This window comes from Photobacterium sp. WH77, from assembly GCF_022014395.1.
GTDB classification, from domain to species: Bacteria; Pseudomonadota; Gammaproteobacteria; order Enterobacterales; family Vibrionaceae; genus Photobacterium; species Photobacterium arenosum.
This window is the reverse complement of the sequence record NZ_JAKLTE010000014.1, coordinates 71,950-86,756: the sequence shown is the minus strand read 5'-3', so window position 1 is coordinate 86,756 and position 14,807 is coordinate 71,950. Positions and strand designations below refer to the sequence as shown.

General features: G+C 47.1%; 12 protein-coding genes and 2 pseudogenes. 11 read left to right on the top strand and 3 right to left on the bottom strand.

Annotated elements, in window-relative coordinates:
* Positions 1-25 precede the first annotated feature (25 nt).
* The 6 genes from nirB to L6J37_RS14600 all read left to right on the top strand — a co-directional run bounded on the left by nirB (position 26) and on the right by L6J37_RS14600 (position 8,901).
* On the top strand, positions 26-2,554 hold the full coding sequence (gene nirB / locus L6J37_RS14625; protein WP_237795675.1) for a nitrite reductase large subunit NirB: 2,529 nt from the start codon (positions 26-28) through the stop codon (positions 2,552-2,554).
* Positions 2,551-2,883: a nitrite reductase small subunit NirD gene (nirD, locus tag L6J37_RS14620; RefSeq protein WP_237795641.1), complete on the top strand. Its 333-nt coding sequence runs from the start codon at positions 2,551-2,553 to the stop codon at positions 2,881-2,883. Before nirB ends, nirD begins: the two co-directional genes overlap by 4 nt.
* Before the next feature lie 425 nt (positions 2,884-3,308).
* Positions 3,309-3,560, top strand: a complete 252-nt coding sequence (locus L6J37_RS14615) for a hypothetical protein (RefSeq protein ID WP_237795638.1) — start codon at positions 3,309-3,311, stop codon at positions 3,558-3,560.
* Positions 3,561-3,583: 23 nt separating this feature from the next.
* A complete protein-coding gene (locus L6J37_RS14610; RefSeq protein ID WP_237795636.1) occupies positions 3,584-5,218 on the top strand; it encodes a methyl-accepting chemotaxis protein in 1,635 nt (544 codons plus the stop codon).
* 1,250 nt (positions 5,219-6,468) lie between these two features.
* The gene (locus L6J37_RS14605) at positions 6,469-8,463 is read left to right on the top strand and encodes an AAA-like domain-containing protein (RefSeq protein WP_237795634.1); all 1,995 of its coding nucleotides are present in this window, start codon (positions 6,469-6,471) and stop codon (positions 8,461-8,463) included.
* 159 nt (positions 8,464-8,622) lie between these two features.
* Entirely contained in the window at positions 8,623-8,901 is a 279-nt protein-coding gene (locus L6J37_RS14600) for a hypothetical protein (RefSeq protein ID WP_237795633.1), read from the top strand.
* 51 nt (positions 8,902-8,952) lie between these two features.
* On the opposite strand, the pseudogene L6J37_RS14595 reads toward L6J37_RS14600, so the two are convergent.
* Positions 8,953-9,237: pseudogene (locus L6J37_RS14595) on the bottom strand (transposase); the annotation flags it as partial.
* A gap of 415 nt (positions 9,238-9,652) precedes the next feature.
* Here L6J37_RS14595 and L6J37_RS14590 point away from each other — a divergent pair.
* Positions 9,653-10,183: a hypothetical protein gene (locus L6J37_RS14590; RefSeq protein ID WP_237795632.1), complete on the top strand. Its 531-nt coding sequence runs from the start codon at positions 9,653-9,655 to the stop codon at positions 10,181-10,183.
* A 125-nt stretch (positions 10,184-10,308) separates the two neighbouring features.
* Here L6J37_RS14590 and L6J37_RS14585 read toward each other — a convergent pair.
* Positions 10,309-10,461: pseudogene (locus L6J37_RS14585) on the bottom strand (IS110 family transposase); the annotation flags it as partial.
* A gap of 452 nt (positions 10,462-10,913) precedes the next feature.
* On the opposite strand from L6J37_RS14585, the gene L6J37_RS14580 reads away from it, so the two are divergent.
* On the top strand, positions 10,914-11,228 hold the full coding sequence (locus L6J37_RS14580; RefSeq protein WP_218386051.1) for a hypothetical protein: 315 nt from the start codon (positions 10,914-10,916) through the stop codon (positions 11,226-11,228).
* A gap of 132 nt (positions 11,229-11,360) precedes the next feature.
* Positions 11,361-11,543, top strand: a complete 183-nt coding sequence (locus tag L6J37_RS14575; protein WP_237795631.1) for a hypothetical protein — start codon at positions 11,361-11,363, stop codon at positions 11,541-11,543.
* A gap of 154 nt (positions 11,544-11,697) precedes the next feature.
* Here the strand turns inward: L6J37_RS14575 and L6J37_RS14570 are convergent, their stop codons facing one another.
* The gene (locus tag L6J37_RS14570) at positions 11,698-12,186 is read right to left on the bottom strand and encodes a DUF2938 domain-containing protein (RefSeq protein WP_237795630.1); all 489 of its coding nucleotides are present in this window, start codon (positions 12,184-12,186) and stop codon (positions 11,698-11,700) included.
* 145 nt (positions 12,187-12,331) lie between these two features.
* On the opposite strand from L6J37_RS14570, the gene L6J37_RS14565 reads away from it, so the two are divergent.
* Both L6J37_RS14565 and L6J37_RS14560 read left to right on the top strand, forming a co-directional pair.
* On the top strand, positions 12,332-12,994 hold the full coding sequence (locus L6J37_RS14565) for an ArsR/SmtB family transcription factor (RefSeq protein WP_192017685.1): 663 nt from the start codon (positions 12,332-12,334) through the stop codon (positions 12,992-12,994).
* A 254-nt stretch (positions 12,995-13,248) separates the two neighbouring features.
* Positions 13,249-14,694 carry an MFS transporter gene (locus L6J37_RS14560; protein WP_237795629.1) on the top strand — a complete coding sequence of 482 codons (1,446 nt, stop codon included), beginning with the start codon at positions 13,249-13,251 and terminating at the stop codon, positions 14,692-14,694.
* The last annotated feature ends 113 nt before the right edge of the window (positions 14,695-14,807 follow it).

Sequence of the window (14,807 nt, the reverse complement as noted above, 5' to 3'; positions counted from 1 at the left end):
GAATGTGCAGGAGAGTATTATGTTGATGCAAAGAGAAAAATTACTGGTGGTGGGCAACGGCATGGTCGGCCATCACCTTATTGAACAACTGGTGGCGAAGAACGCCCATCAGCGTTATCAGATCATTGTGTTGGGTGAAGAGCGCTTTGTCGCTTACGACAGGGTGCATCTGTCATCGCTGTTTTCCGGCAGTGAACATCAGGATCTGCTGCTCAGCAGTGAGCAGTGGTATCAGGACAATGGCATTGAGTTGCTGCTCGGTGAGCAGGTTGTGGCGATTGATCGCGACAAGCAAAGAGTGACACTCGCCAGCGATACCCAGCTGGCCTATGACAAGCTGGTGCTGGCAACCGGTTCATTCCCCTTTGTGCCGCCTGTGCAGGGCAGCGACCGGGACAACTGCTTTGTCTACCGTACCCTGGATGATTTGTCGTCCATCAAAACCGCCTGTGCCGGTGCTAAAACCGGTGCCGTGGTGGGCGGTGGCCTGCTCGGGCTGGAAGCGGCAAACGCATTGCGTTTATTGGGTCTGGAAACCCATGTGGTGGAATTTGCGCCCCGGCTGATGCCGGTGCAGATTGATGATGCAGGCAGTGCGCTGCTGAAAAGCAAAGTGTCTGAGTTGGGTGTGCAGGTCCACACTCAGCGTGCTACTACGGCGATCACCGATGGTGAAACCGCTTTTCACAGAATGAACTTCAGCGACCATGAGCCGCTGGAAGTGGATGTGATCGTCTTCTCTGCCGGTATCCGGCCGCAGGATACGCTGGCGCGCCAGTGTGGTCTGGAGATCGGCGAGCGCGGCGGCATTGTGATCAACGATGCCTGCCAGACCAGCGATCCGGATATTTACGCCATCGGAGAATGCGCCCTGTGGCAGCAGCGAATCTTTGGGCTGGTGGCGCCGGGTTACAGCATGGCACGTATTACAGCCGATCAGATTCTTGGCGGTGACAGCCGGTTCAGCGGGGCGGATATGAGCACCAAGCTGAAGCTGATGGGCGTTGATGTGTCTGCCATAGGCAACTCGCTGGGTCAGGGTGAAGGCTGCCAGGAGATGGTGCTGCAGGACATGCGCGCCGGTGTCTACAAGAAGCTGGTGGTGAATGATGCCGGCGACAAACTGCTGGGGGCGATCCTGATTGGTGATAATCAGGACTATGATGCCTTGCTGCAATGCTACCTCAATGGCATGCCGCTGCCTGCTCATCCGGCCGAGCTGCTGTTTGATTGCTCTTCTTTGCAGGGCAGCAAAGACGCCAGTGCCATTATTTGTTCCTGTCACAATGTGACACGCGGTGACATTGCCGACGCGGTTCAGGCCGGGACGCACGAGCTGTCTGAATTAAAAAGCTGCACCAAGGCCGGCACAGGCTGCGGCGGCTGCAGCACTATGGTGAAAGCCATACTCGATGAAGAGCTGGCCGCCCTGGGCATGGAAGTTAATAATCATATCTGCGAACACTTCGCTTATACCCGTCAGGAGCTGTTTCATCTTGCCCGAGTCGAGCAAATCCGCAGTTTTGACGAGCTGATCGCCCGCCATGGTCAGGGAATGGGCTGTGATGTCTGCAAACCCGCCGCCGCCTCGATTTTTGCCTCCCTGTGGAATGAACATGTTCTGGATGCCAGGCATCAGCCGCTACAGGACACCAATGATGCCTTCCTGGCTAACATGCAAAAAGACGGCAGTTATTCTGTCGTGCCTCGGATACCGGCCGGCGAGATCACGCCGGAAAAACTGATTGTGTTAGGGGAAGTGGCTAAACAATATGATTTGTACACCAAGATCACCGGAGGCCAGCGTGTCGATCTGTTTGGCGCTCAGCTCGAACAGTTACCGGATATCTGGCAGGCGCTGATTGACGCCGGATTTGAAACCGGTCATGCCTACGGCAAGTCATTGAGAACCGTCAAATCCTGCGTTGGTTCCACCTGGTGCCGCTATGGTGTGGATGACTCAATGGGCCTGGCCATTATGCTGGAGAACCGTTACAAGGGCCTCCGCTCACCGCACAAACTCAAGTTTGCCGTGTCCGGTTGTACCCGGGAATGTGCCGAAGCACAGAGTAAAGATATCGGTGTGATTGCGACAGAAAATGGCTGGAACCTGTATGTCTGCGGCAACGGTGGGATGCGCCCGCGCCATGCGGATCTGCTGGTGTCTGATCTGTCTACCGATGAGCTGGTCACCATGATAGACAGGGTGCTGATGTTTTATGTCCGCACGGCCGATAAGCTGCAGCGCACCTCCGTGTGGCTGCAAAATCTGGAAGGCGGTCTGGACTACCTGCGCAGTGTAGTGGTGGAAGACAGCCTGGGCCTCAACGCCGAGCTTGAAGCGCAAATGAATCATGTGGTGGATACCTACCAATGTGAATGGAAAACCACCTTGTCAACGCCGGAAAAACTGGCCCGCTTCCGCCGCTTTGTCAATGAAGGTGACGCCGCTGCAACACCGGATTACCGACGCGAACGCGGTCAGCGTATTCCGGTACGGATGGTCGATCCTAAGGCGGAGTTAATTCAGCAAACAGAACAGGAGGGCGCATGAGCTGGGATAAAGTCTGCGATCTGGATGCCCTGATTACCAATTCAGGTATGGGCGCAATAGTGGGAGGGCGGCAACTGGCCCTTTTTTACCTGCCAACCCAAGAGCCAGCGGTCTTTGCGCTGGATAACTGGGACCCCATCGGTAAGGCGTTTGTGATTGCCAGAGGCATAGTGGGAGACATCAAAGGGGAAGTGTGTGTGGCCTCACCCCTGTATAAACAGCATTTTAGCCTGCAAACCGGCCAGTGCCTGGAACAGCCCGACGTCAGTGTGCCTGTCTGGCCAGTGAAAGTAGAGAAAGGGGAGGTGTGGGTAGACACAACTTCATAAACGCGCCCGGTTAATACGACAAATTGCACCTCACTCAGAGAATAAAAAAAGCCGCGCATCATTGCGTGACGCGGTACGAGCCAGCCAGAGGGATCCTCATGGCTGGCTTTTTCATTCAATGGCTTACATTGTCGAAAAATTGACACTGGTAAAAAACATCATTCTGGGAATTACCAATTTTATTGTCACTGAATCTGTACCTTTTGTGTGAATTTTGAGCGTTATCAAGTTTCACAACAGCGTTTTTTTTCATTACTCATATGCTCGTCTATTCATACAGGAAGACTCTCAAAATACATCTTGGAAATGTGTCTCTGAATACGCGGGCGGGAAATGGCGGTCGATCATTGCGGGATGTATTCAGGCTGTAGGCTGCACAGTGTCGGTATTGATTGTTTTGAACCTCATGATCATAAGGAAACCGTATGAATAAGGTATTTCAGAAGGCCAGCGATAAGCACATTCAACAAGCCACTAATAACGCAGAAGCAGAAAAAGAAACGATTGAGCAACAGCAAGCTCAGTCGCATATTTTACTGGCCACACTTGAAGATGCTGTGAACCACTTTGTTGCGCATAGCGGTGAGGACTTGACACTGAATCAGGACACAATACGTGAACTGCACCGGCAAGATCCTCTCTGTCTGGAATTGGCTGCACCACATGAAAGTCAGTGAGCACGGACAAAGGAGAGGACAGAATGAAAACCTGGTTTTCTGGATTAAGTATTGCCGCACGGATATGGATGCTGCTGGCTTTGTTTGCCGCAGGATTAGTGGTGAATACCTTTGTGAATGCCAGCAAATCGCGTGAGTTTATGCGAGACAATTATGAGCGCGGGGTAGTGAATCTGGTCGAGAGTGCCGTCAGCGTGATTGAGTACTACCACGGGCTCAGTCAGTCTGGCGTTCTGAGCGAATCTCAGGCGAAGTCAGAGGCCATTGCGGCCATCGCAGCCATGCGGTTTGATCAGGGTAACTATATCTTTGTGAACGACCGAAACGGGATTCAACTGGCGGGCGTGAAGTCCCTGATTGGCACCAATACAATGGGTCTGGAAGATGCGGAAGGCTTTCAGTTTGTGCGCCAGTTATATGTCGAAGCCAGAAACGGCGGGGGTTTTGTCGATTATGCCTGGCACAGTGGCCAGAGTACCAATGCGTCTGAGCCTAAAACCAGTTTTGTGCTGGAATTCGCCCCGTGGCAATGGCTGGTTGGCAGTGGTATGAATATGCAGGCGCTGCAGACGGATGTACAGAAAGCTGAAATTATCTCCCTGACGAATGTCGGTATCATGCTGGTCGTGCTGTCTGTTCTGATTGCGCTGATGATCCGTTCAATTACCAAGCCACTGAAACAGACCGTGGGTGCGATGAAAGCCTTGTCCCGTGGTGAAGGCGATTTAACCCAGCGCCTCAGAGAAGAGGGCGCGAGGGAATTGGTGGATCTGTCACGGTATTTCAATCAGTTTGTCGCATCGGTTCAGCAGATCATGGTGCAGATCAGTACGGCGGGCACTCAGGTTGCGACGGCCGCCAATCAGGTTTCGTCATCAATTCATACCGTCGATGGCAATTTAAACCAGCAGCAAAACGATGTTGAACAACTGGCAACCGCCATGAACGAAATGCTGGCGACGGTAGAAGAAGTCAGCCGCCGCACGGTTGAAGCCAACGATGCCAGCTTGTCGGCAGCCAAAGGCACCTTGAATGGAAAAACCATTGTTGACAGAAATGTCGAAGAAGCCAATCTGCTGGCGGATAATATTGATCAGGCCAGCAAGGTGGTAGAGCAACTGGCCGCCAACAGCCGCAATGTGGATACCGTACTGGAAGTAATTCGCGGGATTGCCGAGCAAACCAACCTGCTGGCATTAAATGCCGCGATTGAAGCCGCCCGCGCCGGAGAAGCCGGACGCGGTTTTGCCGTGGTTGCCGATGAAGTCCGGACGCTATCGCAGCGCACTCAGGAGTCGACGCTGGAGATCCAGAAAATCGTCGAGCAACTTCAGCACGGCGCAGAAAATGCGGTGAAAGTGATGGCAACAGGCACAGAAAAAGCCACCAATGCCTCGAAAATATCAGCAGAAGCCGGAGAGGCACTCAACAATATTAACGCTGAAGTGCAGACAATTCAGGCGATGAATCAGCATGTCGCCACGGCGACCGAGCAGCAGACACTGACCCTCAATGATATCAACAGCAATGTAGTCAGCCTCAAAGACATGTCCTTGTCAGTGGCAACGGAGTCGAACCAAATGGCGCAGGCAAGTGATGAACTGATCCATGTCTCTGCTGATCTCATGACGATGATCAACCGGTTTAAGCTGGCCTAATCGCCAGCTTTGGATTGTGAAATATATGGAATTCGTTTTTGCGGTGACTTTTTGATTAACTCATCGATATAAAGTTAGAAAATGTCATCCCCGCCTCTCCCTGTCATCCCCGCGAAGGCGGGGAGCCAGTGACGGTGGAGAATACAACCTAGGGTTAAATGAATGCATCCGATCTTCATTTGCTTCTGATACCGTGCGATATGGATTCCCGCCTTCGCGGGAATGACGACTTAACCATATGATAATAAATGAGAAATGTATTTTATTGGGGTGCGATAGCCAGGGCTATGAATTTCAAGAGTTGTGTTGGTGAGGGAATATGTGACAGGCTTTTGCCCCATTGTTGGTTAGAGGGGCAGTGCTTGTCCGGGTATTTTTTGTGGCCCGGCAAAGCGGGCAAACCTTTCAGGTTGAGTTAACCCAGACGAGCGTACTTTCAGGTCGCTCGTCTGCGGTGAAGACATTGCAAAACAAGGCCGTTGTACTGATTTGTTGCCTGAAATCACACTGTGGTTGATTCAATACATCAACCCTGAAACCGTGTTCTAGTCTTGGAAACGGGATGTTTAGGGGGTCTTGATAGAGCGCTTTGGCGGTAGCGTGGTTTGGGGTAATTCTGAGGATTTTGCGGGTATGTCGCGCTTACATTTAGTGGCAATCTCACCATTTCCGGATGCGCGCCAGGTACTCTTTTGAGGCAAAAAGAGTACCCAGAAATGCCTTGTTGTTCTTTGGTGTGGTCCGGGTCGGTTGTAGGCGCTCCCGGCGCCGACAACCTAAAAATTCGTCCTGAATTTTTCCCCTGGGGGAGAGGTGAGAATCGAACTTCTCATTTCGGCTTTAAAGATACATGTCAAAAACCAGGTAAGTTAATTATAATTCAATGGCTTAATACCATTTCCGTGCAGGTGAGAATCCATGCGGCGAGTGTAATTCTGTGGTTTCTTTGTGCTGGGTAAGTGACCGATGTCGCTTTTTTCATTAGCTTATGTGTCGCTGATTTTTTGCGGTAAGTCATGAAATACAAGAAAAGTATTAAATATCAGTTTGTTAGCAGAAGTGGATTGAGTAGGATATACGACATGATGTCGTGTATCTTACTGATAGATTTATCTGGTTAAGCGAATTTAATTTAATATAATCAATATCTTAAGTTGTTTCTGATTGAAAGAGTTATACGACATGGTGTCGTTGAATAAAATGTTACAACCCTTAATTATGAACATTACGAAATTAGGTGATATGAAGAAATGAGCGAAAAAACATATCCAGGGATTCATCCATCGTTTAAAGATTCTCACTTCTCTGAGGATGAGAAAAAAGTCATTCAAACATTATCTAAAGAGTTCTTCATAACCAATGGCGGAGAAGAAATAAATCTTGGATACAATAGTGTATACAAATACATTGTTTTAAATCCAACAGAAGTTTACGCGGATATGTTTAATCTCGATAGGGAGATAGTTGTAGTATTTAGTAACTATGAAAGCATACAAGCTAGAACGCTTGATGTATTTGAATACATATCTAAAAAGCATTCATCCCTCAGAATCGAGAAAATATGCAACATATTGGTTAGTGCAGACGCCAATGTGGAAGAATCCCTGCAGATACTAATTAAAAACGAACCAGAAACACAGGTGATAATTCCATTTTACTACAGAGAATTAGATAAAATAAAAGACTCATACTTCTTCAGAAATAGGTTTAGGAAATACTTTTATACGCGTGACTTGTTTGCATTTGAAGCTCCACTAAAAAAAGACATTTACTTCTTTGGAAGAAATGACCTAATCCAAGAGCTCACCAATCGATTAAAAAGTGGAGAAAACTCAGGCCTTTTCGGGCTCCGTAAAACTGGTAAAACATCACTCATCAATGGGATAGAAAGAAATTTATTAAAAGAAAACATAAACGCTGTAATAGTTGACTGTCAAGAAACCTCTTTTAACCAAAGGCGCTGGAATGAAGCATTGTATTATTTGTGCTTTAAAGTCAAGGAATATCTAAAAATCGAACTGGAATTCCCAGAAGAATCTAAATTTACAGAAAAAGATGCTTCACATCTTACAGAGAAATTCCTTAAAGAATGTAGAGCGAAATTAAGGGGGGCAATATTCTTAATTTTCGATGAAATTGAGAATATCTCGAGAAATACTGCTCCAGCTAATCATTGGTGTAATGGAAAAGACTTTGCTTTGTTTTGGCAAACCCTTCGTTCAATTTTCCAAAGAAATGCAAATCTCATATCTTATCTAATTGTTGGTACGAATCCAACGTGTATAGAGCTTCCAAAGATTGACAATATCGACAACCCAATATTCAATCATTTTAATCCTGTATATATACCTGGCTTTCAAGTAAGAGACACGAGAGAAATGGTGCGTAAGCTTGGTAAGAGAATGGGGCTTAAATTTGAAGAGAGTGTTTATTCAAGCCTTACTGATGATTTTGGTGGTCACCCATTTTTAATGCGTCATGTTTGCAGTCTTATATCTAAAGGTGTGAAAGAGTTGGAGCGTCCGGTTAATATAGGCAGGTACTCTTACAAAGATGCAAAGAATGACTTCATGCTGAATCATTCAAATTATCTTGAAATGATAATTGGTGTTTTGAAAGAATATTATCCGGATGAATATGAGATGTTATCAATGTTGGCAAATGATGACGTTTCAACTTTTCAAGAGTTCGCTGACCTTCATCCATCATATACAGCTCATCTTTTAGGATATGGCCTAATTAGAAAAGATAGATTAGGATTTGACTTCAATATTGACTCTATAAAAGATTACATATTGAACCAATCTAGGTACAAGAAAATAGGCCTCACTAAAGAAGAAATGTGGAGTGAAATCTCACACAGAAGGAACTCGGCTGAAGTAAAGCTTAGAAAATTAGTAAAGTTCCTGCTCAAAGCGAATATGGGACCAGCAGAAGCTAAAACTGTGATTTTAAAAATTTTCGGTGAGCCACGAAAATCAAGACTTGCAGGTCTTGCCTATGATGAGTTATTTGATGCAGCAAAGAGTGAAATATACTTCCTCGACTTAGGAAAAATCATTTCCAAGCAGTGGGATGTTTTTAAAAACTCTTTCGATAAAACTAAACAGGATACGTTTAAGCAGCTAGAGTTCATCAATGCATCCAGAGCAGATGCTCACGCAAAAGAGATATCTGAAGAGCAATTTGCATACTTCAGGGTTTGCATGAGTAATTTAGAAAATGATATCAACGAAATGATGTAACCGTGTTGTAACAAGTGCATCCAGGTGACGCCTACGGCGCACCTGATGCAGGCGTTATAAAACTATGTACGTTAAGCTGAGACTGTGAGTTCAAATCAGAGCTACAACTATTTATTTGCTATTGTATTTACTAGTTTAATTTCACAATAGGCTACTGAAATGGCAAAGAATGTTTATCGCGTAATGGTTGGTGACGATGTAGTTGTTGCTGGAGAAGACCAAGTTGTAGTTACTCTAGAAGATGCTTTGAGTGCTGTTGATGAGTTGGGAGATTTAGTCCATAGCGTAAAGAAAGAAGTTAAAGACTTCATCAGTGAAAACTGGGATGAATTTCTTGAGAAGCTAACAGGAATTGATGTCCCTGAATATTTGTTGGAACAGTACCCTGATTTTTATGAGTATTTGGAGCGGGTCTTACAGTTAGTCGGTTTAATGTAGAGGTAGTCGATCCCGTTTTATAACAAACGACTATGGCGTCAATCGTTAAAATCATGCTGATTTTTCATTCCATAAGACGCCATCGCGTAACATAGAATTGAGGATGATAACCATCTTCCTGACACAGGCGATAATCGCCACTTTTTTGGGTTTTCCTTCAGCCAGAAGTCGTTGATAGGTGCGTTTAAAAACAGGGTTACACTGCATAGCGGACATCATAGCCATGTACAGAACAGTTCTGACTTGAGCCCGGCCGCCCTGTATTTTTCGAAGTCCTTTATAGCGTCCACTTTCACGGTTCATAGGCGATACGCCGACCAACACAGCTGCTTGTTTATATTCACCATCCCCAGGGAAAAATACATGGATGTATTTTTAGGTTGTCGGCGCCGGGAGCGCCTACAACCGCCCCGGCCAACATCAGAGAAACAAAGGCATTTCTGGTTACTTTTTGTGCCAGCAAAGAGTAACTGGCGCTCGTCAGACAATGATGAGAGAAGCACCGAACTTAAGCGCGACATATGATCAGCAAGAATTGATGTCTTTTTAAAGTGGTCTGTGGATCAACACCTTGCCTTGATGATCTTCACCGTGGATACTGAAGCTATGTTTGGCTAAATCAATGCCATAAATAGAATGTGACATGGTGGCCTCCGGTAATTTCGTAGTCAGACTTACCTAGTGTGGCAAAGTCTGATGAGGGGGAGTCCATGTCATTCGTTATGTGCCACCAGAGTTTTGAGGCAATAAATTGAAGTATAAAGACTTGTCGAAAATTGCATTAGATCCATATAGCACTGAAAAGAGTATCGAGTTGCTCAAGCAGCATGGAGTTAGTGCGCCAGATTCTGTGATTGAACAGTTTTACATTGACCATAATGCTAACAGTCGCTTTTTAGAACTCTACGGTGATCTATCACTTCATGATCTAAAGTGGGAATTAATTGAACTTGATACGACGAAGTTTTTGCAAATAGGTAGTAACGCTTCATTTCCAGATTTCCTTGAGGAGGTCTCTGAAGATGCATCGTATTTCGAAGATGTTGGGGAGGCTGTTATTAATTGCCGGGAGGTAGTGCTCAATCATTGGAAAAAGCATGGGACTTGGTTAACTCCACCTATATTTCTAGATGCAAACGTTCTTGGTGGAAAATCTTGTATACCTCATTTAGTTGAGGGGCACTCAAGGGTTGGGTGCCTGCTTGGTATCCAAAAATACAGGATCATTCCTTTGGCTGATAAGCACAAAGTGTATTGGGGCTCTGTTCGCAAAAGCATATAACAAATAAGGATACGTGTCGCGCAGCCGACACTTCTATCCGGGTGTTGAACAAGCCCGGGCAGCCTTATTAAGCAAATTGTTCGATTGGCATTCGGTGGGGGTTGCACCCTCGGGTTTTGTCAATGGTCGGCCGATTTGATCCGGACGAAGCGCGTTGAAGGACGGATGACAGCTGTGCAAATGGCAACGGCGTCATTGAGATCGTTTTTGGCACCCGTTCTGAAAGGTGCCACATACTTCGACGCCATGATCTTTGCCGTATGGTCGAGCTTCGCCAGTTATTGTGCCCTGTAACAAATTTCTACTATCGATTTTGAAACTTAGATGTATTCACAGATCAGGGGAAAAATACATGGATGTATTTTTAGGTTGTCGGCGCCGGGAGCGCCTACAACCGCCCCGGCCAATATCAGAGAAACAAAGGCATTTCTGGTTACTGTTTGTGCCAGCAAAGAGTAACTGGCGCGCGTCAGACAATGATGAGAGAAGCACCGAACTCAAGCGCGACATATGATCAGCAAGAATTGATGTCTTTTTAAAGTGGTCCGTGGATCAACACCTTGCCTTGATGATCTTCACCGTGGATACTGAAGCTATGTTTGGCTAAATCAATGCCATAGACAGATTGTGACATGGTGGCCTCCGGTAATTTCGTAGTCAGACTTACCTAGTGTGGCAGAGCCTGATGAGGGGGAGTCCATGTCATTCGTTATATACAACGGAGGATTTAGTGTTTAAGGATTACCTTCCAGATCTTTATGCTGAGGTTCACGCGTCTTTGGTAGCGGACGGTTTGGACAAATTCGCCCGCCAACTTAACAAACTTAAGATTAAAACTTGCGAATCATTTGCATCTGATGACTCAGCATTCACCATAGCGTTCACTTCAGCAGATGGCGAAAATATTGAAGATTCGTTCCCTACGGGAGACAAAGTGTATACGGTCATGTTGGTCTATTCGTCTAATGAGGTTGTCATTGGCCTAGATATTATTGGCTGTGAAAATACAAAGCTTCAAAAGCAACTATTAGCAAGTTGCATATAACAAACCAAGGCATCTGTTATCTTTCTTAAGAAGTTGACTGAAAGATTGTGATGACGTTTTTGCCATACAAGGATCTCGCCTGGCGTCGTGGTGATCCGGGCAGTCGAGTCCGATATCAACATGATTGCAATCATGACACTCACAGGGAAACAATTGGTTCAGCGGTATCTGATGACTGGCAACAGTCACAGGAAGGCAGGGTGGCAACTGGCCGGTTATGCTCTTCAGTTACTTGGTGGCGTGTTGCTGATGGTGATCGGTGCATTGCTCATGAACTGGCAGGATACCGGTATTTCTCCGATGTTTTCGCTGTAAGTGAAATTGGCCTCGCGCCAAGCTGAATCACTCGGTTGCCGTAAAAATCTCAACCAGCTTCTGGTGCAGAAACAGTTTGATTCAGATTGATGAAGCCCCCGAATGGTTCGGGGGCTTTTTTGCTGACTCTGTCTGTACCGTCCTGAAATGGCATTCAATAAACTGACAATATTATCCCCGTTAAATATAACCCCACACCGTATGAAGTATGTGCAAGCAGGCTGCGTAATCGGGCGGTATTGGGTTGTGGTGTTTTGGACGCAGCCACGCCAGCCCCCATACCCGGTTGCATCAGGAAAAATGGCGCAACTACAGTCAGGACACCCACAATTAAAGCGGGCAGTAAGGTCGGAGAGGCCGCCCATTCCAGTCCCCAGCCCCACAGCAGCACGGCGGCGAAGCAAATGCCTATCGCATAATGTGCCGTCCAGCCAAGCAGAGCTTCACCTGCGACGGGTTCTGCCTTGCCGATATTGGCGTGGGTGAATTGCCCTTTAGGGAAGTGCCCGATCCAACGGCCAACCATGGAATAGTTCAGAGAAGGGATCTTAAAACAGACTTTCAGGAAAAGTGCCCACAGGTCCATGACCAGGGTGGCGCCTATACCCAGAGCGATGGCGCGTAGAATGAAATCAGGTTCCATCTTGGTTCTCTCCTTGTTGGTTTATCGCAGGCTGCTGCGCGGTTAACTATAAAAATGTCAGCAAATGAGGCAGCGGCGGTATCAATCCACTGATAATGCTATATAATTCAATAAATCGATTGAATGATGGGGCAGTTAATCTTCTATGTCAATAATAAACAATCAGTATCATATTTATTCAGAGTTGGCTGACCTCGCCCGGCCTTTAGGAAACGCCCACCGGCTCATACTGCTGGAACATATCGCCCAGGGGGAAAAGTCCGTTGAAAAGTTGGCAGAACTGGCGGATCTGACTGTGGCCAACACGTCCCAGCACTTGCAGCAGCTAAAGCGAAATGGTTATGTCCAGACCCGCCGTGAAGGCAAGCATGTGTTTTATCGTCTCGCTGATGCGCCTGTTGTTGAACTCTTGATGGCATTGCGTCAGTTTGCCGAGTTTAATCACTCAGAGATCAGAATGCTGGTTAAAGGCACTTTGCATCATCAGCAGGATGTGGAAGCCATTTCACGGGAAGAGTTACTGGTCCGAATGCAGGAAAACAGTGTGACTTTACTGGATGTACGCCCTGAAGAAGAATTCGAACAGGGGCACTTGCCCGGCGCTATCAATATTCCCCTTGGCGAGCTCGAAGTGCGACTGTCAGAGCTGCCGAAAGAGCAGGAAATTGTGGCCTATTGCCGTGGCCCTTATTGTTCGTTATCTATTACTGCGGTTAATGCGCTCAAAGAAAAAGGTTTATCTGCCCGCCGTTTAAACGATGGTGTACCTGAATGGAAAGCGGCCGGCTTTAAAGTCGATGCTACCTGATCAAAACTGAGTGCTTTAATGGTTTATAATGACATGGGTTTCCTATTGAGACAGGTTTCACACTGAGAGGGTTCGGTGAGAAACCTGTCTTTCTAAGCATCCAGAGCAAGCCCCCGAATAAACATCCAGAATATCAGTTGAACGTTGACACATAGGTCATCCGTATCCTATGCTCAATATCAATCAATAATTCAATTGAATGATATTTTAAGGTTCAACAGACGTTCGTTGGCTATTTACATAAGGATTCCGGGATGACTCTCAAGGAACAACAGGATGCACAGGTGGCAATGGGTACGGACTTGTCGTCTGCTTCTAAACTGGCTTTCCCCCTGCTGGCTGTGGTGCAGGCGACACTGATTTTCACCATTGTTATGATAGGCATTCCATTGCCGGATATAGGGCGTGAATTCGGGCTGCAGGCTTCAGATTTGCTTCTGGTCAGCACTGCATATGGCTTGCCTTTCAGTGGATTGTTGTTGTTCGGAGGCCGGTTGACCGACAGATTTGGCGGATTGAAACTATTCACCGTTGGCCTTTGTGTCTTTGGTCTGGCTTCCGCGGTTGCGGCTTTTTCAACCCACTTCAACATGATGGTTGCTATGCGCTTTTTGCAAGGAGTGGGTGCCGCTTTGACAGCACCTGCTGCTGTTGCTGTTTTGCGCACACTGTTTCCGGATCCGAGCGCTTTTATGAGAGCAATGGCAACATGGGGAGGCGTGTCTGTGCTTGGTGGTGGTGTGGGTTTTCTGGCCTCAGGCGTGGTAACGACCTGGGTTTCCTGGCGTTGGATGTTTGTTGTTCCTGTGATTATCGCCATTATCGGACTAATGGCTGTGAAATGGGTATTACCGAAAGATGAGGATAGCCAGACAGTTAAACATAAGATCGGGCTTGATCCTCTCGGCGCCTTGCTGGCTACACTGGGTATTTCCATTGGTAGCTATGGTCTGATAGCCAGCGGCGAACTGGGCTGGTCAACCCCTGTCGTTTTTGTCCCCGTACTGGTGGGTCTTTGTCTTATCGCCCTGTTTCTGGTTGCTGAACGGCGTGTCAATGATCCGTTGCTGCCAAAAGGGTTTATTGGTGAACCAAACCGTATCGTGGGGCTGGTGGGTATTCTTCTGGCTGCCGCCAGTATGGGTCTGGTCACTTTCCTGTTGTCCCTGTTCCTCCAGATTCAGCAAAGCTGGACTCCGCTTGAAACAGCAGGCGCTTTTGTGCCTTATACCTTAACCTTACTGATCATGAATCAGGCGGCAAGCCGCATTGTCGGGCGTCTGGGGGCACTGAAAGTAACAATCAGCGGTTTAGTGATTGGTGCTATCGGGTTAAGCCTGCTGGCGGGCATTCATCAGGAAGTCACCTATGTGTCAGGATTACTGCCGGGCATCGTTATTCTGACTTTGGGGACATCGCTGATGTTTTCGGGATCAGCTGTGTTGTCCACTATGAATGTCCCTCAGCATCAGGCCGGTCTGGCGGGAGGTGTGATGAATACTTCTATGGAATTAGGCCCCACATTCGGACTGGCTTCTTTGATGGCAATTACGGGCATAGCCTCTGATGTAGTCGGGGGATATAGTTTGGCGTTTGCTACAGCTGCGGGCATTTATGTAGCGGCAGCCTTGCTGGCATGGTTGATCACCAGGCGTCGATATCAATCGACAGTGCAAACAGCGAGTGAGCAATCAGGTTAGCCGTGATATGAAGCAATAAAGTGCTTAAAGAGCGACATCTCTAGTTGCTGTAAGTATTGTCTTTGATCACATATGTCACAGGTGCATAAAAAACAATCAATTGATTATTTGAC